Consider the following 23,626-nt stretch of genomic DNA (forward strand, 5'->3'; position numbering starts at 1 on the left):
TATGAACCTTATTAAGTCAACAAGCACGTTTAGCTTTTTTACAATAATTAGTAGGTTACTGGGCTATTTAAGAGATATTTTAATAGCAGTATTCCTTGGAACTGGAATTTTGGCAGATGCTTTCTTTGTGGCGTTTAGAATTCCCAACACTTTTAGAAGGTTATTTTCTGAAGGAACATTTAATGCAGCTTTTGTTCCAAGCTACTCATCATTATTGAATAAAAAAAAAGAAGCACAAAATTTTGCTAATAGTATTTTTAATCTACTCACCCTAGGTCTAATAATTTTAGTTCTGATTGTAGAGATATTGATGCCTTTATTTGTTTATCTAATTGCACCAGGTTTTGAAGGCGATTATGATAAAATGGAACTAGCTATAACCTTAACAAGAATTACCTTCCCATTTTTAATTTTCATAAGTTTGGCATCATTTTTTTCTGCAATTTTAAATTCACATAATAAATTTGCAATAGCGTCCGCTGCGCCAATTATTTTAAATATACTTTTAATTGGAGTTTTGTTATTTGCAAAAATATTAGACGATAATCTTGTTTATTATTTATCTTATGCTGTAACCATTTCAGGCGTTGTACAATTTATTTTTCTATACTTTTTTGTAAAAAAAAATTTTTCACCTAAGATTAAATTTAAAATTAACATTAATAAAAAAATTAAAAACTTTTTTAAAAAATTATTACCTAGTATTTTTTCATCAGGTGTTACTCAAATAAATATTTTAGTAGGAACAATTATTGCATCTTTTCAAGCTAGTGCGGTTTCTTACCTTTATTATGCTGACAGAGTTTATCAAATAAATTTAGCCATTGCTGGAATTGCAATTGGTACAGTTATTTTACCCCAACTATCCAAATATGTTAAAAGTCAAAATAAAGATAAAATAAACTTAATTCAAAATAAAGCTTTAGAACTTAGTCTATTCTTGAGTATCCCAGCAACAGTTGCATTATTGATTGCCTCAGAAGAAATTGTTTCTTCATTATTTGGCTATGGTTCTTTTGATGAGCTAAGTGTTAAGAATTCAGCAAAAGCTCTATTTTATTTTGCAATTGGCTTGCCTGCTTTTTCATTAATAAAAGTTTTTTCGACATTTTTTTTCGCAAGACATAATACAAAAATACCGTTTTATATTTCATTATTATCTGTTTTATTAAATATATTTATAAGCGTTATCTTTTTTAAACAAATTGGTTTTATAATCATACCAATCGCAACTACCATTTCATCTTGGTTTAATGCATTGCTATTGTTTATCTTTTTAAAAAAAGAAAGTTTTTTCAATTTTAATCTTATCTTTATAGATAGATTAATTAAAATTTTAACAACATCAGTGATTATGGGAATATTTTTTAACTATATAATTTATTTTTTTAATAATGAATTATCCTATCAAGAAAATTTTAAAGCGATCTATTTAGTGGGTGCCGTTATTGCTGGTCTTATATTTTATTTTTTCATTGCAGTTTTAATCAAGGCTTTTAAAAGAACGGATATTAATTTAAACTATTGATATGATTAAAAAAATTTTTTCTGGAGTACAACCTACTGGAAACCTACATTTAGGAAACTATCTTGGAGCAATTAAAAATTTTGTAAAACTCCAAAATGAAAAAGAAAATGAGTGTATTTTTTGTGTAGTTGACCTTCATGCAATTACAGTAAAACAAGATCCTAAGGAACTAAAAAAGAATATAAGAGAAACTGCAGCAACATTTATTGCAAGTGGAATAGATCCTAACAAAAGTATAATCTTTAATCAATCAATGGTTCCAGCTCACTCTGAAGCCGCATGGATATTAAGTTGTGTTTCAAGAATTGGTTGGCTTAATAGAATGACTCAGTTTAAGGAAAAAGCTGGAAAAGATAAGGAAAAAGCTAGTATTGGCCTTTATTCCTATCCTGTATTAATGGCTGCTGATATTCTGCTGTATGACGCAACCCATGTTCCTGTTGGTGATGATCAAAAACAACACTTAGAACTTTGTAGAGATATAGCACAAAAATTTAATAACGATTTTAATGCAACAGATTTTTTAAAAGTTCCAGAGCCCTTAATACAGAAAGAGTTTTCTAGAATAATGAGTCTTAAAGATGGTTTAAAAAAAATGAGCAAATCAGATCCTTCAGATTTGAGCAGAATTAATCTTACAGATAATAGCGAAGAGATTTTAAATAAAATTAAAAAAGCAAAAACGGATCCTTTGCCACTTCCTTCAGATATTAAAGATTTGAATGAAAGACCAGAAGCTGAAAATTTATTAGGGATCTATTCAAGTTTAAAAAATCAAAATTTAGAAAAATCTATTATTGAATTTAAAGGAAAAAATTTTTCAGAGTTTAAGGAGAAGTTATCAGAGACTTTAATTGAAACTATTGACCCAATCTCAAAAGAAATAAAAAAACTATTAAATGATGAAGGTTATTTAGATAAAATTCTTTTAGAAGGTTCTAATAAAGCTAATAAAATTGCTTCAAAAAAAATAAAAGAAATTAAAGATTTAGTAGGTTTTTAATAAGATTATATTAATTAGTTTAAATTTTCTCAGTAATCATTATATATAAAAAGATGTTTATTCAAACCGAAGTAACACCAAACCCAAATTCACTAAAGTTTCTGCCTGGAAAAACAGTTTCCAATAATGGCTCATTTGAAGTGATAAAAAAAGAAGAAACTGACAATGAATTAGTAAGAAATATTTTATCAATTAATGGGGTTACAGGCGTATTTTTAGGAGAAGATTTTATATCTATAAATAAAAATGAAGAAGTAAATTGGGAAGATATTAAACATATAGCTATTTCACTGATTAATGATTTTTATTCTACAGGAAAAGAATTTGTAATTGCCAATGAGCTACTTGGAGAAAAAAAAGAGGAACACACTGAAATCGAAAAGCAAATTATAAGTATCTTAGAATCAAAGATTAGACCTGCTGTTGCAAAAGATGGTGGTGATATTAAATTTAAAGAATTTAAAGATGGAATTGTTAAAGTAGAATTACAAGGAAGCTGTTCTGGCTGTCCCAGCTCGACAATGACCTTAAAACAAGGAGTGCAAAATCTTTTATGTCACTATTTGCCTGAGGTTAAAGAAGTGGTTGCAATATAGTTATGAGAAAAAAAATAATTATTAGAAAAAAACTTACATCTTTTTTTGAAACTGCAAAAGATTTAAAAAAAAAAAATAAACTAGAAGCACAAAAAAGTGGACTAGATAATCTTTCAAGAACTTTTTTATCAAGTTTAATCATTATATCGATTTTTTTTATAGCTCCATTAGCCATGAATCTTACAAAAGAAAAAATGATATTTTCTAAGGATTATGAAAATAATTCAAAGAATAATTTAAAAAAATTATTAGAAAACAAAACAACAAAACTAGATGAACAATTAAATAAAAAGTTTTTATATGAAGATGTTTTAACATTCGATGAACAGCCCTCAGATGCCATACTATTAAGTGCTGCAACAATTGAAGAACTTTTTAAATCAACAAATTATAATTTAAAAGATGTTAGAGAAAATAAATTAGTAAAGCCTATAAATTTAGATCTATTACCAAAAGAAATTGGAAAAATAGAAAATACTAAAAAAAGAAAAGACTTATTTATTCAGATAATTTTGCCTTTAGTCATTGATGAAAATAATAGTATTAAACTAGATAGAATAAAGCTCTTTAGTATTTTAAATAAAAGCAAAAATACAAAGACAGAACAAGAGTGGTTAAACATAAAATTTAAACAATATGGAGTTGTAAATAAAGATTTATCAACATTGAAAATTAGAATGGATGAAGTGCCCGTTTCAATGGCAATTGCACAAGCTGCAAAGGAAACTGGTTGGGGAACATCAAGGTTTGCTCAGGAGGGAAATGCATTGTTTGGTCAGTGGACGTGGAGTGGTGAAGGAATAAAACCAGCTGATGCAGAAGATGATAGTACACACAAAGTTATGAGATTTAAGGTTTTGCAAGCGTCCGTAAAAGCTTATCAAAGAAATTTGAATACACACTCGTCTTATAAAGATTTTAGAAGTGCAAGAGCAGAATTGCGAGATGAAGGAAAAGAATTAGACAGTATGATTCTTACCGAATACTTAGATAAATATGCAGAAACAGGAAAAGAGTATGTTAAAATTTTACAACAAATTATTAGACAAAATGATTTAACAGATTTTGATGATGCAAAGTTATTACCATCTAGCAAAGATTTAGAAAGTTTAATTTAATTTTGATTCACTGAAAATTGAACGCCGAACCATCTCCATATTCCATCATCATTAAGTGAACAATTAACTCTACCTCTTCTGAATGTAAATTTTTCTCTAAAATTTATGTTTAGTATATTTTTATTAAAAGTAATATTTGACTTATCCCATCCCCTACCCTCATCAGAGAAACAGTTAATATTTTCTATATTTTTTTGATTTTCAAAAAATTCAACAGATAGTTTTGGTGGATTGTTATTGATAATATACTTGTCTTCAGGGTTTAAAGATTTGTATGGAAGTGGACCAAGATTAATCAAAAATTTAAATCTTTCTAAGTCACCATATTTTTCATTAATTGGGAATCTGGGTAATTCATGAGGATCTTTATTAATATCAATGACACCAGAATGTTGTCCAAAAGCAAAATCAAAATTATTGGAAATAAAATCTTTAATAGTTTTGCTGTATTCACCAAATGGGTATGAAAAAAAAATTGGGTTATAACCTAAGTTCTGATTAAAAATTTCAATTGAAGCATTAATATCAGCCAAAAAATTTTTTGTTTCCATATCAACCAGGTAATTATGAGAATGTGAATGATTGCCAATGTAAGCATATGGCTCTTTTTCTACTTCTTGTATTTGTTGCCAACTCATATAGCCAGTTTTACCTACGGTTTCAGTTGAAACAAATAAAATAAAAGGAATTTTCTCTCTTTTCAAATATGGCCACGCAATTTTATAAAATGATAAGAAAGCATCATCTACAGTGATAAGTATTTCTTTTTTATTTTTTGGAAAATTAAATTCTTTTTGTAAATATTGTGGATCAAAAAATTTATAATTTGAGGTATTGATTATAGACATTTGTTCTTTGAAAATATCCATTTGTATATTTGTTGAAGGATACTTATTTTCATCAAATCGGTGATACATCAAAGAAAGAATGCCACTATCTTCAGAATAATATTTGATATTATTTTCTTCTGCTTTAGAATTGATAGCAAATAACATTATTATAATGAAAAATTTAATAGTAGATGCCACAAGAGATAAAATTTTTTTAACACTCATAGTTAGTGAAAATATTTATACTTGTACTCATGAAAATAGTAAAATTAATTTTGAAAAATTAATGATCTTAATTAATGATTTTTTAAAGGTAAATTCCTCTACTTTAGATCAAATTGATATTATTTATGTTAACAGAGGACCTGGCAGTTTTGCAGGAATTAGAAATTCATTAGCGACGATTAAAGCTTTATTTCTAACAAAAAAAATCAATTATTATTGTTTTAGTTTTGAAGATTTTAAAGGATTTAAAGAAGTTAAGTATGAAGAAGTCCCTAGTTTATGTGAAAAATTTAAAATTAAAAAGAATTTGATTAATCCTATTTATTTAAGTTAAAATTAAAAAATGTCAGAAAATATTGAACAAAAATGTTTAGCTAAAGGAGTTAAACTAACGGATCAAAGAAAAATTATCGCAAAAGTAATGTCAGAGTCTAATGACCATCCAGATGTAGATGAACTATATAATAGAGTTTCAAAGATTGATCCAAAAATAAGTATTGCCACAGTATATAGAACAGTAAAACTTTTTGAGGAGTCTGGAATTTTAGCTAAACATGATTTTAAAGGAGGCAAAGCTAGATACGAGGAATTAAATGAAGGACATCATGATCATTTAATTGATGTTAAATCAGGAGAAATTATTGAATTTGTGGATGAAGAGATAGAAAAGCTACAAGAAAAAATTGCTGATAAATACGGTTATCGATTGGTTGATCACAAATTAGAATTATATGGGGTTAAAAAAAAATCCTAACACAATGTTAAAAAAAATTTTTATTAAAACTTTTGGTTGTCAAATGAATGAATACGATTCAAATCGTATATTTGATACTGTAAAAAAAATAGGCTTTGAAAAAACTGAAAAATATGAGGATGCAAATTGTTATCTTTTAAACACCTGTCATATTCGTGATAAAGCAAAAGAAAAAGTTTACCATGAAATAGGAAGAGTCAAAAAAATTTTTAGAGAGAAAAAAAAACCAATTGTAGTTGTTGCTGGTTGTGTTGCTCAAGCTGAAAATCAAGAAATGTTAAAAAGAGAACCTTATATTGATATTGTAATTGGTCCACAGTCTTACCATAAAATAAATGAGGCAATATTAAATCATTTAAAAAACAAAAAAAAAGAGGAAGAAACAGAATTTGATACAATTTCTAAATTTAATTATTTAAGTCAGATTAAAAATAAAGACAGTAAAGTCTCTTCATTTTTAACAATCCAAGAAGGTTGTGATAAATTCTGTCATTTTTGTGTAGTGCCTTATACTCGTGGACCAGAATACTCCAGACCTTTTGACCAAATCATAAATGAAGCAAAAGAATTGGTTCAAAGTGGTGCAAAAGAAATTATCTTGTTAGGTCAAAATGTAAACGCATACAGTTATGATGAGGAAGGTAAAAAATATAGACTATCAGATTTGTTAATCAAGCTTGATAGCTTTGATAAACTTGAAAGAATTCGATACACAACATCTCATCCCAAGGATATGACAGATGATTTGATTAATGTTTATAAGACATCATCTAAACTGATGCCCCTTGTACATTTACCAGTACAAAGTGGATCAAATAAAATTTTAAATCTAATGAATAGAAAACACACCATTGAAGAATACCTGCTAGTTTATGAAAAATTAAGGAAGATTAACCCAAAAATTGAGTTTTCTAGTGATTTTATTATTGGATACCCAGAAGAAGATGAGCAAGATTTTAAAATGACAATGGAACTAATTGAAAAAGTAAAATTTATTAACTCTTATTCGTTTATTTTTAGCCCAAGACCAGGAACCGTTGCTGCAAATTTAACACTCGTGGATCAAAAAAAATCTAAACAAAGATTAGAGATAATTCAGGAGAAATTATTTAATAACCAAATAAAAAAAAATAAATCTTTAGAAAATAAAATTTTAAATGTTCTAGTAGAAAATAAAATGAAAGATGGGATTAAGTTATTTGGAAGAACAGAATATATGACATCAGTAATTTTTGATGGCAATATAGAAAATATTGGAAAACTTGTGCAGGTCGAAATAATAAGTAGTAATCAAAATAGTCTTTTTGGAAAATTAACTGAAAGCTCTAAAAAAAAGGTAGCTTAAAATTGAATAATACAGTTTCAAAAAAAATTAATTCAACATTAAAATTTGTATACTCTGATAATAACTCTTTAAGCGTTATCTTTCATGATAATGATTTATTAATGGGAGTTGTTGGTGAGTTTAATGAAAATTTAAAAGAACTTGAAAAAATTACTAATACAAATCTTTATTCAAGGGGAAATTCTATTTTAATAAAATCAACCCCAGAACAAAATGAAATTACAAAAAATGCTATTCAATTTCTTGCAAATCAATTTATTAACAATGGCAGTATTGAGAAAAAAGATATAATCTCATCTATAGATAAATTTATGATTGAAGAAAAAGTAAAAAATCAAAATGTTTCTGATATAATTAAAACACCAAAAAAATCTGTTATCCCTAGATCAGAGAGACAAAAAGAATATGTTAGAGCTTTAAGACAAAGTGATATTGTCATATCTGCAGGACCTGCAGGGACAGGTAAAACTTTTTTAGCAGTAGCAGTTGGATTAACTATGTTGCTTGATAAAAAAATTGAAAGAATTATTCTATCAAGACCAGCAGTAGAAGCTGGTGAGAGACTTGGTTTTTTACCAGGAGATATGAAGGAGAAAGTAGATCCTTATTTAAGGCCTCTATATGATTCTCTCTATGATTTATTTGATTTCGAAAAAATACAGAGAATGATTGAAATTGGTGATATTGAAATAGCACCACTTGCTTTCATGAGAGGAAGAACGTTAAAGAATTCTTTTGCAATTTTAGATGAAGCCCAAAATGCAACAGATACTCAAATTAAGATGTTTTTAACACGTATAGGTGAGAATTCTAAAATTGTTATAAATGGTGATCCTTCTCAAATAGATCTTCCAAATAAAAACATGTCAGGCCTAAGTAGATCTAAGAAATTACTTGGGCACTTAAAAGAAATTTCTGTTGTAGATTTTGATCATTCAGATGTGGTGAGACATCCTTTGGTATCTAAGATTGTAAAAGCGTACTCTGACCAAGAAAATGATTAAAATTGATGTAGTTTCGGAGTGCACTCTCTGGAGCAAAAAAATCAAAAGAAATAAAACTTTTTTTAATTCTATTCTAAAATTTTTTCCAAAAAAATATAAATTTATTGGTAAAAAAATAAATCTAACAATTTTACTTTCAAATAATAAGAATATTAAAAAGCTTAATAAAGATTTTAGAAATAAAAATAAACCTACAGATGTATTATCATTTCCATTTGAGAAAAAATTTAACCCAAAAAAATCAAATTATCTTGGTGATATAGTAATTAGCTATGAGTTTATGAATAAACCAAAAAATATAAGCATTTTAGAGTTTAAACAAAAAGTCGTTAAAATTTTTATTCATGGATTTCTTCATTTATTAGGACACGATCATATAAAACTAAAAGATTTTAAAAAAATGATTAAAGAAGAAGATTTAATTTATAAATTCATCAAAACAAAAGTTGCTTAACTTGCTTAAAAAAAATTTTTTAAACATATTATATGTATTTTTTTTAGGTGCTATCAGCTCTTACAGCTTGCCACCTTATAATTATTTTATAATTAATTTTTTTACTTTTTCGTTATTTTTTATTTTTCTTTTTACACAAAAAAAAAATAATCCAAATAATAAATCTTTCTTTAAATATGGATGGTTTTTTGGTTTTGGTTATTTTTTATGTAGTTTATATTGGATTGCAATTTCCTTAACTTTTGATGAAAGCTTTAAATTTTTAATACCAATAGCTATAGTTTTATTTCCTGCTTTTCTTGCAATATTTTATGGATTAATAACTTATTTGTTTTCTGTTTTTTATTCTAGAGATGTTGTTAGTACATTTTTTATTTTTTCAATTTTATTTGGATCTATTGAATTTATTAGAGGGTCCATTCTTACTGGTTTTCCATGGAATTTAATTGCTTTTAGTTTTTCAGAAAGTATTTATTTTATTCAAATTCTTTCAGTAATTGGGACTTATTCTTTCAATTTAATTTGTATATCTTTGTTTACTGTTCCAGCTGTATTTATCTTAAGAAAAACCAGAAAAGAAATTATTGTCTGTTTTTTCTTTATAATAATTTCTGTAGGTTTTTTAGTTTTTGGCAATTTAAAATATAATCAATTTAATACTACAGCTGATATTAAAAATAATTTTACAATAAGAGCCGTATCACCCAATATTAGTTTAGACCGATTTTATTCAAAGCAGGATGAATTAAAGATAATACAAGAACTAATTACCTTGAGTAGTCCAGAAAAAAAAGAGCCAATGATTTTTTTATGGCCTGAAGGAATTATTCCAGACAGTTATTTAAGAGATATGGATATATATAAGGAATTATTTTCAAATAGTTTTTCGAGTGATGATTTAATTATCATGGGTCTAAATAGTGTAAAAACTAAAAATAATGAAAATTTATTTTTTAATTCAATGGCGATTTTTAACAATAAATTGGATTTAATTCATAGTTATAACAAAAATAATTTAGTGCCATTTGGAGAGTTTACTCCATTTGAATCAGTACTTAGTTTAATAGGACTTAAAACAGTAACCAATGATTACCAATCTTTTTCAAAAGGTGAGAACCAAAAAGCACTTTTAATAAAAAATGACAAGATAGAATTAAAATTACTTCCCTTAATTTGTTATGAAATTATTTATTCAAATAGATTATTTAAAGACAAAAACTTTGATTATATAATTAATATTTCAGAAGATGGGTGGTTTGGAAATTCTATTGGCCCAAAACAACATTTTGCACACAGTATCTTTAGATCAATTGAAAGTGGAAAATATGTAATTAGATCAGCAAACAATGGAATATCTGCCATTGTTAATCCAATAGGTATTATAGAAAAAAAAGTTGAGTTTGGCACTATTGGATATGTTGATTTTAAAGAGAGTAAAATCCTTAAATCAACACCTTATATGAATTATGGGGATAAGATATTTTTTATACTTATTTTATTATATATTTTTTTAATTTTTTCATTTAAGAAAATTATAGATGAGTAATTTAAAAAATTTTTTATTTACAAGCGAGTCTGTTTCTGAAGGACATCCGGATAAAGTGTCAGATCGTATTTCTGATATGGTTGTGGATAGCTTTCTTTCAGGTGATCCTTTTTCAAGAGTAGCATGTGAAACTTTAACCACTACAAATAAAGTTGTTTTAGCTGGAGAAGTAAGAGGACCGAGCATCAAAGAAGAAGATCTTATTCAAAAAGTAAGAGAATGCATCAAGGATATTGGGTACGATCAAGATGGTTTTACTTGGAGAGAAGATACAAAAATAGAAAGCCATCTTCATGCACAATCTGCTGATATAGCCATGGGTGTGGACTCATCAAGTAATAAAGATGAGGGAGCGGGTGACCAAGGAATAATGTTTGGTTATGCTTGTAACGAAACTGAAGAATTAATGCCAGCACCAATTCATTATTCTCATAAGATTTTGAGATTAATGGCGGAGGATCGAAAATCTGGAAAATTAAAAAATATTGAGCCAGATTCAAAAAGTCAAGTCACGTTTGAGTATGTGGATGGAAAACCAACCAAAGTAAAATCAGTTGTTATATCCTCACAGCACTCAGCAGATGTAGATCAAGCTAAAGTTAGAGAATTATTAAAACCTTATTTATTAAAATCAATTCCAGAAAAGTTTTTGAAAGATTTTAATGAAGAAGAATTATATATAAACCCAACCGGAAATTTTGTAATTGGTGGCCCAGATGGGGATTGTGGCTTAACAGGTAGAAAAATTATTGTAGATACTTATGGTGGAGCAGCACCGCATGGTGGAGGAGCTTTCTCCGGTAAAGATCCAACTAAAGTTGATAGATCAGCTGCTTATGCAGCAAGATATATTGCTAAAAATATTGTTGCTTCTAACATTGCTGAAAAATGTTTAATTCAATTAGCATACGCAATTGGAGTTTCTAAACCTTTATCAATTTATGTAGATTTATTTGATAATGATTTAGAAAAAAATAAATTTGTAACAGAAAAGATCTCAGAAAATTTTGATTTAAGCCCAAGAGGTATAAGAGAAATGCTTGGCCTAAATAAACCTATTTATGAAAAAACAGCAGCTTATGGTCATTTTGGAAGAGTGCCTGAAGCTAACGGCTCATTTTCATGGGAAAAAACTGATAAAAAAGACGTTTTTTCTAAATAGTTGCTATTGAATTAAAAAAAAATCTTTATATATTGCCCTTACATTATTGAAATTACAGAATGGGCTTTAGCCCATTTTTTTTTGGAGCTAATAAACTTATGTTAAATAGAAGATCAGATAAATTAGAATTATTAAGAATTGCTGAAGCAGTTGCTTTGGAAAAGTCTATAGATAAAGAATTAATTATAGATTCCATGGAAACGGGAATTGCAAAAGCTGCCAAATCAAAATTTGGACAGGACAATGAAATTAAAGTTTTAATAGACAGAGAAAGTGGTGATATTGGAATTTTCAGAAAATTAATTGTTGTAGAAAAACCAGAAAATACAAATACAGAAATTAATCTTCAAGATGCAATCATTTTAAATGAAGCAAACAAAGATAAAAAAATTGGTGACGAAATTTTACAACCGCTTCCCTCTTTTGATTTTGGAAGAATAGCTGCACAAACAGCAAAACAAGTTATTAGTTTTAATGTAAGAGAAGCAGAACGTGAAAGACAATACAATGATTTTATAGATAAAAAAGACTCAATTCTAAGTGGAATTGTTAAACGTCTAGAGTTTGGAAATGTGATAGTTGATTTAGGTAGAACTGAAGCAATTATTCAAAAAAATGAAATGATCCCTAGAGAAAACATTAAAGCTGGAGATAGAGTTAAAGCTTACTGTTATGATGTTAAAAGAGAAGCTAGAGGACAACAAATATTTTTATCAAGAGCACATCCAAAATTTATGGAAAAATTATTTGTTCAAGAGGTTCCTGAAATTTATGATGGTTTAATTGAAATTAAATCATCAGCAAGAGATCCTGGAAGTAGAGCAAAAATCTGTGTTAAAGCAGTTGATACTTCATTAGATCCAGTAGGAGCTTGTGTTGGAATGAGAGGATCAAGAGTCCAAGCAGTGGTTAACGAATTACAAGGTGAAAAAATTGATATTGTTAATTGGTCTGAAGATCCAGCAATAGTAGTTTCAAATGCATTGTCACCGGCTGAAGTTCAAAGAGTGAACGTTGATAGTGTTGCAAAAAAATTAGATGTAATTTTAACAGAAGAAAATTTAAGTAAAGCAATTGGTCGTAGAGGTCAAAACGTAAGACTTGCTACTAAATTATTAAATTACGAAATTAATATAATGACTGATGCAGAAGATTCAGAAAGAAGACAATCTGAATTTAAAGAAAAAACTGAAAACTTTGTTAAAAATTTAGAGCTGGATGAAACATTAGGACAATTACTTGTTGCTGAAGGTTTTTCTTCAATCTCAGATATTAAAGATAGTTCACCAGAAAATTTAATGAAAATTGAAGGTATAGAGGAAGACACTGCCAAGGCTTTGATTGAAAGAGCAAAAGAGTTTTACCAAAAAGATCAAGAAGATATTACTCAAAGAATTAAAGATTTGGGACTTCAAGATGATCTTATAAATCACAAAGGACTGACTCCTGGAATGTTGGTTACTTTAGGAGAACAAAAGATTTTAAAATTAGAAGATTTTGCAGACCTTGCCTCTGATGAATTAACAGGTGGTTATGATGTTGTAAAAGGTGAAAGAATTAAGATTCAAGGATACCTTGAAGATTTTGCTTTATCAAAAACAGAAGCAGATGAATTAATTATGTCCGCAAGAAGCATAATTTACAAAGATTGAGTAATGAAATATGGAAAACAAAAAAACAAAATTAACACTGTCTGGCATAGCCAAGAAATCGATAGAGAATATAGAGTTAGCAAAAACTCAAAGTAAAAATTCCGTTGTAATTGAAAAAAAGCCCAGCAAATTCGCACCTAGAAGTAGCTTTACTAGACCTGCTAGTGTTAGGTCAAAACCAGCAGTATCAACAACAAGTAGTTTCCCTCCAAGAACCACATCAGTACCTAAACCGGCTTCTCCAATAACTAATGATTATGAAAAACGTAAGTTAGCTGAACAAAGAGCAACTAGAAGATTGAAAGGGGATACAGGTAAACCTGAAACTAAAAAAAGAGAATTAAAATTAACAGTATCAAGAGCATTAAGTGATGAGATCGAAGCAAGATCAAGAAGTATGGCTTCGCTTAAAAGAGCAAAATTAAAAGAAAATAGAGAACTAACTAAAGAAGAAATTCAAGAAAGTTTAAAGCCTGTAAAAAGAGATGTAAATATTCCTGAAGCAATAACAGTGAGAGAACTATCTAACAGAATGGCTGAGCAATCAAGCAATGTAATTAAACATTTATTTGGAATGGGTGTTACGGTTACTATCAATCAAACATTAGCAGCAGATACTGCCGAATACTTAGTAAAAGAATTTGGTCACAATCCGATTAGAGAAACAAAAGCAGAAGAAATTATTCAAAAAATAAAAGAGTCTAGATCTGAAAATTTAAAGAATAGACCACCAATCGTAACTGTGATGGGCCACGTGGATCATGGAAAGACCTCGGTATTGGATGTTTTAAGAAGTGCGAATGTTGTCTCTGGTGAATTTGGTGGAATAACACAACACATTGGAGCTTACCAAATACAACACGAATCTAATAAACTGACTTTTATTGATACACCAGGTCATGCTGCATTTACAGAAATGAGAGCTAGAGGATCAAAATTAACAGACGTTGTAGTATTAGTAGTTGCTGCAGATGATGGTGTTAAACCTCAAACAATAGAATCTATAAAACACGCAAAAGCTGCGAACGTTCCAATAGTTGTAGCAATTAACAAGTGTGATCTACCTGAGGCAGATCCACAAAAAATAAAGAACCAACTTTTAGAATACGAACTTATTGCAGAGGATCTATCGGGAGATACTTTAATGGTTGAAATTTCTGCAAAAAATAAAAAAAATTTAGATAAGTTAGTAGAGTCGATTGTTCTACAAGCAGAAATTTTAGACTTAAAAACTGACTTTGAATCTAAAGCTACAGGAATTGTTTTAGAATCTAAAATTGATATTGGCAGAGGAGCTGTTGCAACAGTTGTAGTTACATCTGGAACAATTAAAAAAGGTGATTTCTTTGTTAGTGGATTAAAATGGGGAAAAGTAAGAGCTTTAATTAATGATAAAGGAGAAAATGTTAATGAAGCACCACCATCAATGCCAGTTGAAATTCTTGGAATTAATGGAGCGGCTAAATCTGGAGATGATTTTATTGTACTAGATTCAGAAAAAGAGGCAAAAACATTAAGTCAGAATAGAGCAGAAGAAAGCAAAACTGGTGGAAGTCCTTTAACTTTTGCTACTCAAGACTCGGCTTTTGCTGATAAGTCAGCTGCAGAATTAAATATTATCGTAAAATCAGATGTTCATGGATCTGCAGAGGCAATCAAAAGTGCGATTAATCAAATTACCCATGATGAAGTAAAACCTAAAATAATTTTATCTGATATTGGAATGGTAACAGAAACAGATGTAACTTTAGCAAAAGCATCTAACGCTGCACTAATTGCATTTAATGTTAAACCAAGTAAGGAAGCAAAAAAATTAGCAGAAAATGAAAAAATTGTAATCTCTTCTTATAATATTATTTATGAAGTTTTGGATTATATTAAATTAAGAATGTCAGGACTTCTTGCTCCAGATGTTCAGGAAAAAATTATTGGTACAGCTCAAATTTTAGAAATTTTCAAAGTTTCAGGTACAGGAAAAGTTGCAGGCTCAAAAGTAACTGAAGGTGAAATAACTAGTGGCGCAAGTGCTAGGGTAGTAAGAGATGGAGCAATTATTTATACGGGTAAAATAAGTACTATTTTTAGAGAAAAAGATCAGGCAAAACAGGTTAGTAATGGCCAAGAGTGTGGAATAACGCTTAAGGACTTTATCGATTTCCAGAAAAACGATACAATAGAGGCCTTTAGTACGACTACAACGGATAGAACAGTATAATGGCTGATAGAATAGGAAAACCAGTATCACAGAGACAATTGCGTGTTGGAGAGATGATTAGGCAATCTTTAGGCATGATTTTTGCCAGAAATGAAGCTAAGGTCCCAAATTTAGAAACTAACACTATAACGGTTACTGAAGTAAAAATGAGTCAAGACCTTAAAATTGCAAAAGCTTACGTATTACCATTAGGTGGTAAAGATTCGGAGTTAGTTATTAAAAAATTAAAAGAATATTCTTTCTTAATTAGAAAAGCTTTATCTAAAAAAATAATTATGAAATATTTACCAAAAATACTTTTTGCTAAAGACGACTCATTTGAGTACGCAGAAAAAATAGAAAACTTAATAAAACAAACAAATAAATAGGAAAATAAATAGTATGACGAAAAAAGCAGAAGAATTAAAAATGCACGAGAAGGACACTGGTTCTTCAGAAGTACAAATTGCATTATTAACAGGAAAAATTGAAACTCTTTCAGCACACATTAAACAATTCAAAAAAGATAAACACTCTTCGGTTGGATTATTAAGAGCAGTAAATAGAAGAAAAAAATTGTTAGAATATTTAAAGAAAAATAAATTTGATTCTTACAAAAATGTATTAACTCAATTAAATTTAAGAAAATAGACAGAAGGAAACGGAAAATAGATGTTCAAAGTATACAAGAAGGAAATTGAAGTAGCAGGTAAGAAGATAAGTTTAGAAACAGGTAAAGTAGCAAGACAAGCAGACGGAGCAATCATTGCTTCATGTGGTGAAACAGTTATTTTAGCAACAGTAGTAGGAGCCAAAAAAGTAAATCCAGATATGGATTATTTTCCTCTGTCTGTAAATTACCAAGAAAAATATTATGCAGGTGGTAAAATTCCTGGTGGATACTTTAAAAGAGAAGCAAGACCAACTGAAAGTGAACAATTGATTTCAAGATTAATTGATAGACCCATCAGACCTTTGTTTCCAAGTGAATTCAAAAATGAAGTTCAGTTATTACCAACTGTAATCTCATATGATAAAGACAATCAACCAGATATTTTAGCAATTACAGCTTCATCAGCTGCATTAGCCATTTCAGGAATGCCATTTATGGGACCTGTAGGTGCTTCAAGAGTTGGTTTAGTTGATGGAAAATACATATTAAACCCATCAAAAGCTGAGTTAGAAAACTCTACTTTAGATTTAGTTGTAGCTGGTACTAAAGATGCTGTGCTGATGGTTGAGTCAGAAACGTCAGGTTTAACAGAAGAAGTAATGTTAGATGCAGTTAAGTTTGGTCACGAAGGTTTTGTTCCAGTAATCGAAATGATCGAGGAACTTGCAAAAGAATGCAGGAAACCAGAATGGACTGTTGAGAAAAAAGATTTATCGGAAGTTAAGAAAAAACTTGAAGAAAACTTTACAGAAGATTTAACTAAAGCTTTTGCAACAATAGACAAACAAGAACGATCAAATCAAATTTCAGAAATTTCTGATAAAGCAAAACAACTTTTTGCAGAGGATGAAAATTATTCTGATTTTAACGTTAATGATGAATTAAAAAATCTTGAAAAGAAAATTGTTAGAACTGACATTCTTAAAAATAAAAAAAGAATTGATGGCAGAGGTTTAGCTGATGTAAGAGCTATTGAGTGTGAGGTTGGTGTTTTACCAAGAACTCACGGATCAGCTCTATTTACTAGAGGTGAAACACAAGCGATTGTAGTTACTACTTTAGGTACATCTGATGATGAACAAAGATTGGAAAGTTTAGATGGACAGCATAGAGAAAGATTTATGCTTCATTACAACTTCCCTCCTTTCTCAGTTGGTGAAACTGGAAGAATTGGAACTGGAAGACGTGAAGTTGGTCATGGAAAATTAGCATGGAGAGCAATTAACTCTTCATTACCTCCAAAGGAAGAGTTTCCATATACTTTCAGAATAGTGTCAGAAATTACAGAATCCAATGGTTCTTCATCAATGGCAAGTGTTTGTGGTGCATCTCTTGCACTTATGGATGCTGGAGTGCCAATTAAAGAGCCAGTTGCAGGTATTGCAATGGGGTTAATTAAAGAAGGCGATGACTTTAGTGTCTTGTCAGATATTTTAGGTGATGAAGATCACCTAGGAGATATGGATTTTAAGGTTGCCGGAACTAAAGATGGAATTACTTCGCTTCAAATGGATATTAAAATTACAGGTATCACATTTGAAATCATGGAGCAGGCCTTAAAACAAGCAAAAGAAGGAAGAATTCATATCTTAGGTGAAATGAACAAAGCTTTAAGTGAATCAAGAGCTGATGTTGGTGAACACACTCCAAAAATGGAACAAATTACTGTTGATAAAAAAGATATTGCAGCTGTAATTGGAAAAGGTGGAGCAACGATTAGAGAAATTGTTGAAAAATCAGGTGCTAAACTAGATGTGAACGATGAAGGTGTGGTAACTGTTGCTGCTCCGGACGAAGAGTCTAGAAACATTGCTATGCAAATGATCAAAGACATCACAGCAAAAGCTGAGCTAAATAAAATTTACTCAGGTAAAGTAATGAAGATTATGGAGTTTGGTGCATTTGTAAATTTCTTAGGCAAACAAGATGGTCTTGTTCACATTTCAGAACTTGCTACTAAAAGAGTAGAAAAAGTTACTGATATTGTTAAAGAAGGTGACGAAGTAAAAGTTAAAGTGATTGGTTTCGATAGAGGTAAAGTTAAACTTTCTATGAAACAAGCTGCTGAATAATTTTAAATTAAAATTCTAAACCCCTGGAATGAAAGTTCTGGGGGTTTTTTTATGGGGCTTTTATTAAAAACCTTACACACTCTTTTGTTTTGCTGGAAAGTATTCTACTTCTGAAAAACGATCTGTTGGAAAAATCCAATAAAATTCTAAAGTTTCTTTCCCATTATTTTTTAAGGCGTGCTCTATATTTCCAGCTATATAAACTACATCACCCTTTTTAATTGTCTCAAGTTCACCTGATTTATTTAAAATTCCTTTACCATTGGTAACCACATATATTTCTGCTGGTGAGTGATAATGAAGTGTTAAATCTCCACCAGGCGCTATTTCAGCAAAACCAAGGGATAAACCAGAACTACCATCAAAATCTGCATCAATTAAAAATTTCCACCTTACTCCAGGATACTTTTCAGTTGATGACCATTCTTGATTCAAAACAGAAGCAAGATTTTTTACAAAAATCATTCAAAATCTTAGCTTATGTCTTATTTTTTTTAAATATAAATTATTAAGTCTAAAAAATTCTTCCAAATTTTTTTAACTAAATTTAACTATATTTTAGGTAATATTTTTAGGATCTGGCATTCCAACCTTGTTATATCCAGCATCTACATAATGAATTTCACCAGTAACACCATTTGCAAGGTCGCTTAATAGATATAATGCTGAATTTCCAACATCATGAATATCTACGTTTCTTTTAAGGAAAGAATGATCTTCGTTCCACTTGTATAAGAATTTTGCATCTCCAATAGCAGAAGCTGCTAAAGTCTTAATGGGTCCAGCACTTATAGCATTCACTCTCATGCCTTTAGCACCTAAATCTCTTGCAAGGTACTTAACACTTGCCTCAAGAGCTGATTTACAAACACCCATTACGTTATAATTTGGAATAGCTTTAGTAGATTCGTAAGTTAAGGTTAACATGCTTCCACCTTCTTTCATTATTTTAGATGCTTCTTTTGCAACTTCTGTAAATGAAAAACATGAGATTAACATACTTCTTAAAAAGTTTTCTCTAGTAGTGTTTAAATACTCACCTGATAATTCTGATTTATCTGAAAATGCAACTGCGTGAACCACAAAATCTATTTGTCCCCATTCAGATTTAATATCTTCAAAAAGTTTTATTACTTCTTCTTTATTCTCAACATCACAACTAAATGTAGCTTTTGAATTTAATTTTTCTGCTAAAGGGATTACTCTTTTCTTTAATGCATCACCAAGATAAGTGAATGCAAGTTCAGCTCCAGCTTCTGCAAGTTTCTGCGAAATACCCCAAGCGATAGACCTTTCATTGGCAACGCCCATGATTAATCCTCTTTTGCCTTTCATTAAACTCATTTAAACCTTTTCAAAAATTAAAGTTGCATTTGTTCCGCCAAAACCAAAGCTGTTAGACATAACAGAGTTTAATTTAACATCTGTTTCAGTTTTAGTAACGATTGGGAATTTTTTTGCTTCATCATCCATGTCAGTGATGTTAGCTGAAGCTGTGATAAAATTATTTTTCATCATGATTAAACTATAAATTGCCTCATGAACAGAAGCAGCACCTAATGGATGACCAGAAAGGGATTTAGTAGAGCTTATTTTTGGTACCTCAGCACCAAATGCTTCTCCAACACCTCTAAGTTCTGTTATATCTCCAACAGGAGTTGAAGTTCCGTGAGTGTTTAAGTAGTCCATTTTATTCTTAGCAGTTGCTAAAGCCATTTTCATACATCTAACAGCACCTTCACCAGATGGGGCTACCATATCATACCCGTCAGAAGTCGCGCCATAACCTGTTAATTCAGCATATACGTTTGCACCTCTTGCTTTTGCATGCTCGTATTCTTCAAGCACCAAAACACCACCACCACCTGCTATTACAAAGCCATCTCTAGTCTTATCATAAGCTCTAGAAGCAGTTTCAGGCGCATCATTGTATTTAGAAGATAATGCAGTCATCGCATCAAACATTGCAGTCATTGCCCAGTGTAATTCTTCACTACCACCTGCAAACACAACGTCTTGTTTACCCATTTGAATTAATTCACTTGCATGACCGATACAGTGTCCGCTAGTTGCACACGCAGAACTCATCGTATAATTAACTCCTTTAATTTTAAAAGGTACAGCAAGAGTTGCTGAAGATGTACTAGCCATAGTTCTTGGAACAATAAATGGTCCCATTAATTTTGGTGTCTTAGCTCTAGTCTTATCAACTGATAGAACTACATTTTCAATTGAAGGACCCCCAGAACCCATAACTATTCCAGTTTTAAAATTACTTATATCCTTATCCTCTAATCCTGAATCCTTAATAGCTTCTTTCATTGCAATGTAATTATATGCAGATCCAGAGCCCATAAATCTGATAGTTTTTCTATCGACATGATCTTCAAGTTTAATATTTGGTTTGCCATGAATGTGGCTTCTTAAATTATGCTCTTTATATTCCTCGCAAAAAGATATTCCAGATTTTGAATTTAAAAGAGATTGATAAACTTCTTCTTGATTATTCCCCAAACAAGAAACAACTCCCAAACCTGTAACTACTACTCTTCTCATTATTTAAATAACCCCACTTTTAAACTTTCTGCTGAATATATTTTCTTGTCATCGGCAAATACTAAACCATTTGCCAAACCAACTGTTGTTCCACCTGGTGCCATAATTTTTTTCATATCAATTTCATATCTTACATTTTTAACATTTTGTAAAACTTCACCAGTGAATTTTACTGTGCTCACTCCTAAAGCTCTCCCTTTGCCTGGATTGCCAAGCCAACCAAGATAAAAACCAACTAACTGCCACATAGCATCCAAGCCAAGACAACCTGGCATAACAGGGTCTCCTTTAAAGTGACAATCAAAAAACCAAAGGTCTTCTTTGATATCAAGCTCCGCTTTTAAAGAGCCTTTACTAAAAGCACCATTATCCTCGTTGATTTCTGTTATTCTATCAAACATGAGCATTGGTGGAAGTGGTAATTTTGCATTACCAGGGCCAAAAAGTTCCCCATTTCCGCAGCTTATTAGCTCATCATATGTGAATGAGTTTTTTTTCATAAATTTCAGTCTCTTAATACTTGATTTATGATGATTATAATATAGAAATAGTTTAGAATTATTATAAACAACAATGAATAATATTAATATATACAAAGAAAAACTAAGAGAATCTGGCTTAAGACCAACTAGACAAAGGTTAAAAATCTGTGAAGTATTGTTTTCACCTGAAAAAACTTTTCATTTTACGATAAATGATTTGACCAAAATTATTGAAGAAAAGTTGAGTGAAAAAATTTCCCTAGCAACAGTTTATAATACAATTCATGCATTTAAGAAAAAAGGATACTTAAAAGAAATTTCAATTAATAGTGATAAAAGTTATTTTGACACTAACGTAACTGAACACCATCACTTTTTTGACGAAGATACAAATGAGTTGATTGATTGTAGCAACGAAGAAATTGATTCAGTGAATATAAAAAGAAATATCACAGGAAAAAAAATAAAATCAGTAGAAGTATTGATTAAAGTTGCAACTGATAATCAAACTCAAAAATAATTAAATAATTTCAATAATTTAATAATTACATTAAAATAATTCTAAACTGTTGACTTACAGTTTAGAATGATTATATGTACACCATAATCATTAAGGAGAAAAATATGTCATTAAAAGGAAGTAAAACAGAAGAAAACTTAAAGGATGCATTTGCAGGTGAGAGCCAAGCAAACAGACGTTATTTATATTTTGCTCAAAAAGCAGATATCGAAGGCTATAACGATGTAGCATCTGTATTTAGATCTACAGCTGAAGGTGAAACAGGTCATGCACATGGACACCTTGAGTATCTTGAAGAAGTTGGAGATCCAGCAACGGGACTACCAATTGGTGAGACTAAAGCAAATTTAGCTTCAGCAGTACAAGGTGAAACTCATGAATATACAGACATGTACCCAGGTATGGCAAAAACAGCTAGAGAAGAAGGTTTTCCAGAAATAGCTGATTGGTTTGAAACTTTAGCAAAAGCTGAAAAATCACACGCAGGTAAATTCCAAAAAACATTAGAATCTATTGCGTAAATAAAACTTAATTTATGGTGGGGTTTTCCCCCACCATTAAATCCTAAAATTTTAAATATGAGTAAAGAAGGCAGTATAGACGCACCCATTAGACACCCAATCAATTTTGAGCATCCAGATTTTTTAGATCCTAAAAAATTAGATGACGAAATGAGAAGAGCATTCGATATCTGCCATGGATGTAGAAGATGTTTTAATTTATGTGACTCGTTTCCAAAATTATTTGACATGATAGATGAGTCAGAAAATGAGGATGTAGAAAGTTTAAAAAGTGAACAGTTTGAACCTGTAGTAGATGCTTGCACATTGTGTGATATGTGTTTTATGACCAAGTGTCCTTATGTACCGCCACATGATTTTGATTTAGACTTTCCTCACTTAATGTTGAGATACAGAACAGCTCAAAAAAAATTAAATAAATTACCTGCAGTACCGGCACAATTAGCTCGAATTGATAGAAATGCAAAAATTGGTGTAATGTTATCATCACTTATAAACTGGGCGTCAAACATTAAAAATACATTTTTTAGAAAAATATTAGAATTAGTTGCTGGAATTGATATGAGGGTTAAGCTTCCAACCTACAATTCAGAAACATTTACAAAATATTTTAAAAAAAATAATATTCCAGTAAACAGTGAAGCTCCATCTAAAGATAGAAAAGTTGTAATTTACTCAACATGCTTTGTTAATTTTAATAAAAAAGACACTGGTGTAGCTGCATTAAAAGTTTTAAAAAAAAATGGAGTAGAGGTTCAAGAGGCTTACCCAGGTTGTTGTGGAATGCCTTATCTCGAGCAAGCAGATTTACCAAAAGTTGTGGAGCAAGCTAAAAAAGTTTCCAAAGATTTATTAGAGTGGGTAGATAAGGGTTATCAAATTATTACTCTAACAGCCAGCTGTGGTCTAATGTTAAAATTTGAATGGCCATTGCTATTACCAAACGATGAAAATATTAAAAGACTTTCAAAAAGTGTTAGTGATATAGATGAGTATATCGTTGATATTGCACAAAACGAAGGCTTAGCAGAGGGCTTACAAGAAATTGATGGTGGGGTTACAGTTCACAACGCTTGTCATGCAAGAGCACAAAATATGGGTATTAAATCTAGAGATATGCTTAAATTCATTCCTAATATAAAAATGGATGTTGTTGAAAGATGTGCTGGTCACGGAGGAACTTTTGGTGTGATGAAGGAAACTCACGATCTAGCTATAAAAGTTGGAACACCAACAGCAAAACAAATTAAAAATAAAAATAATAAATACATGGCTTCAGATTGTCCTTTGGCAGGTAAGCATTTGAAACAATTAGAAACAGACACAAATATTTCAAATGATGAGGCACTTCATCCTATCGAATTAATGGCAAAAAGTTATAGATTGTAATT

General features: G+C 30.0%; 24 protein-coding genes. 19 read left to right on the forward strand and 5 right to left on the reverse strand.

Going from position 1 to position 23,626, the window contains the following annotated elements:
• Window position 1 precedes the first annotated feature (1 nt).
• Genes murJ through AC5SML_RS07025 form a run of 4 tightly spaced genes read left to right on the forward strand, consistent with a single transcriptional unit; the run spans window position 2 to window position 4,245 of the window.
• Window positions 2–1,528, forward strand: a complete 1,527-nt coding sequence (gene murJ / locus AC5SML_RS07010) for a murein biosynthesis integral membrane protein MurJ (protein WP_494617180.1) — start codon at window positions 2–4, stop codon at window positions 1,526–1,528.
• A 1-nt stretch (window position 1,529) separates the two neighbouring features.
• Complete coding sequence (gene trpS / locus AC5SML_RS07015; protein WP_011281665.1) at window positions 1,530–2,531, forward strand: tryptophan--tRNA ligase; 1,002 nt, start codon at window positions 1,530–1,532, stop codon at window positions 2,529–2,531.
• A gap of 53 nt (window positions 2,532–2,584) precedes the next feature.
• A complete protein-coding gene (locus AC5SML_RS07020) occupies window positions 2,585–3,127 on the forward strand; it encodes a NifU family protein (protein ID WP_006997529.1) in 543 nt (180 codons plus the stop codon).
• A 2-nt stretch (window positions 3,128–3,129) separates the two neighbouring features.
• Window positions 3,130–4,245, forward strand: coding sequence for a glucosaminidase domain-containing protein (locus AC5SML_RS07025; protein ID WP_494617181.1), 1,116 nt, complete (start codon window positions 3,130–3,132; stop codon window positions 4,243–4,245).
• Here the strand turns inward: AC5SML_RS07025 and AC5SML_RS07030 are convergent.
• On the reverse strand, window positions 4,242–5,240 hold the full coding sequence (locus AC5SML_RS07030; RefSeq protein ID WP_494617183.1) for a polysaccharide deacetylase family protein: 999 nt from the start codon (window positions 5,238–5,240) through the stop codon (window positions 4,242–4,244). The two genes, AC5SML_RS07025 and AC5SML_RS07030, sit on opposite strands and share 4 nt — an antisense overlap.
• Before the next feature lie 7 nt (window positions 5,241–5,247).
• Between AC5SML_RS07030 and AC5SML_RS07035 the strand changes: the two genes are divergently transcribed.
• The 12 genes from AC5SML_RS07035 (at window position 5,248) to pnp (ending at window position 18,156) form a co-directional block, all read left to right on the forward strand.
• Complete coding sequence (locus AC5SML_RS07035; protein ID WP_006997526.1) at window positions 5,248–5,634, forward strand: peptidase M22; 387 nt, start codon at window positions 5,248–5,250, stop codon at window positions 5,632–5,634.
• A gap of 9 nt (window positions 5,635–5,643) precedes the next feature.
• Window positions 5,644–6,054 carry a Fur family transcriptional regulator gene (locus AC5SML_RS07040; protein WP_006997525.1) on the forward strand — a complete coding sequence of 137 codons (411 nt, stop codon included), beginning with the start codon at window positions 5,644–5,646 and terminating at the stop codon, window positions 6,052–6,054.
• On the forward strand, window positions 6,032–7,399 hold the full coding sequence (gene miaB / locus AC5SML_RS07045) for a tRNA (N6-isopentenyl adenosine(37)-C2)-methylthiotransferase MiaB (RefSeq protein WP_041185770.1): 1,368 nt from the start codon (window positions 6,032–6,034) through the stop codon (window positions 7,397–7,399). Before AC5SML_RS07040 ends, miaB begins: the two co-directional genes overlap by 23 nt.
• A gap of 2 nt (window positions 7,400–7,401) precedes the next feature.
• Window positions 7,402–8,403 carry a PhoH family protein gene (locus AC5SML_RS07050; protein WP_011281670.1) on the forward strand — a complete coding sequence of 334 codons (1,002 nt, stop codon included), beginning with the start codon at window positions 7,402–7,404 and terminating at the stop codon, window positions 8,401–8,403.
• Window positions 8,396–8,857: an rRNA maturation RNase YbeY gene (gene ybeY, locus AC5SML_RS07055; protein ID WP_011281671.1), complete on the forward strand. Its 462-nt coding sequence runs from the start codon at window positions 8,396–8,398 to the stop codon at window positions 8,855–8,857. Before AC5SML_RS07050 ends, ybeY begins: the two co-directional genes overlap by 8 nt.
• 1 nt (window position 8,858) lies before the next feature.
• A complete protein-coding gene (gene lnt, locus AC5SML_RS07060) occupies window positions 8,859–10,403 on the forward strand; it encodes an apolipoprotein N-acyltransferase (protein WP_011281672.1) in 1,545 nt (514 codons plus the stop codon).
• Window positions 10,396–11,565, forward strand: coding sequence for a methionine adenosyltransferase (gene metK / locus AC5SML_RS07065; protein ID WP_494617184.1), 1,170 nt, complete (start codon window positions 10,396–10,398; stop codon window positions 11,563–11,565). The genes lnt and metK overlap by 8 nt, the downstream gene beginning before the upstream one ends.
• Before the next feature lie 98 nt (window positions 11,566–11,663).
• Window positions 11,664–13,217 carry a transcription termination factor NusA gene (nusA, locus tag AC5SML_RS07070; protein ID WP_011281673.1) on the forward strand — a complete coding sequence of 518 codons (1,554 nt, stop codon included), beginning with the start codon at window positions 11,664–11,666 and terminating at the stop codon, window positions 13,215–13,217.
• A gap of 10 nt (window positions 13,218–13,227) precedes the next feature.
• Window positions 13,228–15,432 (forward strand): translation initiation factor IF-2, encoded by a 2,205-nt coding sequence (gene infB / locus AC5SML_RS07075; RefSeq protein WP_494617186.1) that lies wholly within the window; start codon window positions 13,228–13,230, stop codon window positions 15,430–15,432.
• On the forward strand, window positions 15,432–15,800 hold the full coding sequence (rbfA, locus tag AC5SML_RS07080) for a 30S ribosome-binding factor RbfA (protein WP_006997517.1): 369 nt from the start codon (window positions 15,432–15,434) through the stop codon (window positions 15,798–15,800). Before infB ends, rbfA begins: the two co-directional genes overlap by 1 nt.
• A 13-nt stretch (window positions 15,801–15,813) precedes the next feature.
• Window positions 15,814–16,062 carry a 30S ribosomal protein S15 gene (rpsO, locus tag AC5SML_RS07085; protein WP_006997516.1) on the forward strand — a complete coding sequence of 83 codons (249 nt, stop codon included), beginning with the start codon at window positions 15,814–15,816 and terminating at the stop codon, window positions 16,060–16,062.
• Window positions 16,063–16,083: 21 nt separating this feature from the next.
• Window positions 16,084–18,156: a polyribonucleotide nucleotidyltransferase gene (pnp, locus tag AC5SML_RS07090; RefSeq protein WP_006997515.1), complete on the forward strand. Its 2,073-nt coding sequence runs from the start codon at window positions 16,084–16,086 to the stop codon at window positions 18,154–18,156.
• Between the two features lie 72 nt (window positions 18,157–18,228).
• Here pnp and AC5SML_RS07095 read toward each other — a convergent pair whose 3' ends face one another.
• From AC5SML_RS07095 to fabA, 4 genes are all read right to left on the reverse strand, one after another.
• Window positions 18,229–18,621 carry a cupin domain-containing protein gene (locus AC5SML_RS07095; protein WP_494617188.1) on the reverse strand — a complete coding sequence of 131 codons (393 nt, stop codon included), beginning with the start codon at window positions 18,619–18,621 and terminating at the stop codon, window positions 18,229–18,231.
• A gap of 93 nt (window positions 18,622–18,714) precedes the next feature.
• Window positions 18,715–19,500, reverse strand: coding sequence for an enoyl-ACP reductase FabI (locus AC5SML_RS07100; protein WP_006997513.1), 786 nt, complete (start codon window positions 19,498–19,500; stop codon window positions 18,715–18,717).
• Entirely contained in the window at window positions 19,501–20,712 is a 1,212-nt protein-coding gene (gene fabB, locus AC5SML_RS07105) for a beta-ketoacyl-ACP synthase I (RefSeq protein WP_271625596.1), read from the reverse strand.
• On the reverse strand, window positions 20,712–21,212 hold the full coding sequence (gene fabA, locus AC5SML_RS07110; protein ID WP_020168997.1) for a bifunctional 3-hydroxydecanoyl-ACP dehydratase/trans-2-decenoyl-ACP isomerase: 501 nt from the start codon (window positions 21,210–21,212) through the stop codon (window positions 20,712–20,714). Before fabA ends, fabB begins: the two co-directional genes overlap by 1 nt.
• 73 nt (window positions 21,213–21,285) lie before the next feature.
• On the opposite strand from fabA, the gene AC5SML_RS07115 reads away from it, so the two are divergent.
• The 3 genes from AC5SML_RS07115 to AC5SML_RS07125 all read left to right on the forward strand — a co-directional run bounded on the left by AC5SML_RS07115 (window position 21,286) and on the right by AC5SML_RS07125 (window position 23,624).
• Complete coding sequence (locus AC5SML_RS07115; protein ID WP_006997510.1) at window positions 21,286–21,714, forward strand: Fur family transcriptional regulator; 429 nt, start codon at window positions 21,286–21,288, stop codon at window positions 21,712–21,714.
• 104 nt (window positions 21,715–21,818) lie between these two features.
• On the forward strand, window positions 21,819–22,235 hold the full coding sequence (locus tag AC5SML_RS07120) for a rubrerythrin family protein (RefSeq protein ID WP_006997509.1): 417 nt from the start codon (window positions 21,819–21,821) through the stop codon (window positions 22,233–22,235).
• 57 nt (window positions 22,236–22,292) lie between these two features.
• Window positions 22,293–23,624, forward strand: a complete 1,332-nt coding sequence (locus AC5SML_RS07125) for a (Fe-S)-binding protein (protein ID WP_006997508.1) — start codon at window positions 22,293–22,295, stop codon at window positions 23,622–23,624.
• The last annotated feature ends 2 nt before the right edge of the window (window positions 23,625–23,626 follow it).

The sequence above is a fragment of the Candidatus Pelagibacter sp. PS_17 genome (genome assembly GCF_059417945.1).

Bases quoted from the DNA above. Each gene is read 5' to 3' on its own strand.
- AC5SML_RS07040 (WP_006997525.1), top strand. From the start codon at position 5,644: ATGTCAGAAAATATTGAACAAAAATGTTTAGCTAAAGGAGTTAAACTA.
- AC5SML_RS07030 (WP_494617183.1), bottom strand. From the start codon at position 5,240: ATGTTATTTGCTATCAATTCTAAAGCAGAAGAAAATAATATCAAATAT.
- AC5SML_RS07120 (WP_006997509.1), top strand. From the start codon at position 21,819: ATGTCATTAAAAGGAAGTAAAACAGAAGAAAACTTAAAGGATGCATTT.
- metK (WP_494617184.1), top strand. From the start codon at position 10,396: ATGAGTAATTTAAAAAATTTTTTATTTACAAGCGAGTCTGTTTCTGAA.
- rbfA (WP_006997517.1), top strand. From the start codon at position 15,432: ATGGCTGATAGAATAGGAAAACCAGTATCACAGAGACAATTGCGTGTT.
- fabB (WP_271625596.1), bottom strand. From the start codon at position 20,712: ATGAGAAGAGTAGTAGTTACAGGTTTGGGAGTTGTTTCTTGTTTGGGG.
- nusA (WP_011281673.1), top strand. From the start codon at position 11,664: ATGTTAAATAGAAGATCAGATAAATTAGAATTATTAAGAATTGCTGAA.
- AC5SML_RS07100 (WP_006997513.1), bottom strand. From the start codon at position 19,500: ATGAGTTTAATGAAAGGCAAAAGAGGATTAATCATGGGCGTTGCCAAT.
- miaB (WP_041185770.1), top strand. From the start codon at position 6,032: ATGGGGTTAAAAAAAAATCCTAACACAATGTTAAAAAAAATTTTTATT.
- ybeY (WP_011281671.1), top strand. From the start codon at position 8,396: ATGATTAAAATTGATGTAGTTTCGGAGTGCACTCTCTGGAGCAAAAAA.
- AC5SML_RS07035 (WP_006997526.1), top strand. From the start codon at position 5,248: ATGAAAAATTTAATAGTAGATGCCACAAGAGATAAAATTTTTTTAACA.
- pnp (WP_006997515.1), top strand. From the start codon at position 16,084: ATGTTCAAAGTATACAAGAAGGAAATTGAAGTAGCAGGTAAGAAGATA.
- murJ (WP_494617180.1), top strand. From the start codon at position 2: ATGAACCTTATTAAGTCAACAAGCACGTTTAGCTTTTTTACAATAATT.
- infB (WP_494617186.1), top strand. From the start codon at position 13,228: ATGGAAAACAAAAAAACAAAATTAACACTGTCTGGCATAGCCAAGAAA.
- AC5SML_RS07095 (WP_494617188.1), bottom strand. From the start codon at position 18,621: ATGATTTTTGTAAAAAATCTTGCTTCTGTTTTGAATCAAGAATGGTCA.
- AC5SML_RS07025 (WP_494617181.1), top strand. From the start codon at position 3,130: ATGAGAAAAAAAATAATTATTAGAAAAAAACTTACATCTTTTTTTGAA.
- AC5SML_RS07125 (WP_006997508.1), top strand. From the start codon at position 22,293: ATGAGTAAAGAAGGCAGTATAGACGCACCCATTAGACACCCAATCAAT.
- AC5SML_RS07115 (WP_006997510.1), top strand. From the start codon at position 21,286: ATGAATAATATTAATATATACAAAGAAAAACTAAGAGAATCTGGCTTA.
- AC5SML_RS07020 (WP_006997529.1), top strand. From the start codon at position 2,585: ATGTTTATTCAAACCGAAGTAACACCAAACCCAAATTCACTAAAGTTT.
- fabA (WP_020168997.1), bottom strand. From the start codon at position 21,212: ATGAAAAAAAACTCATTCACATATGATGAGCTAATAAGCTGCGGAAAT.
- trpS (WP_011281665.1), top strand. From the start codon at position 1,530: ATGATTAAAAAAATTTTTTCTGGAGTACAACCTACTGGAAACCTACAT.
- rpsO (WP_006997516.1), top strand. From the start codon at position 15,814: ATGACGAAAAAAGCAGAAGAATTAAAAATGCACGAGAAGGACACTGGT.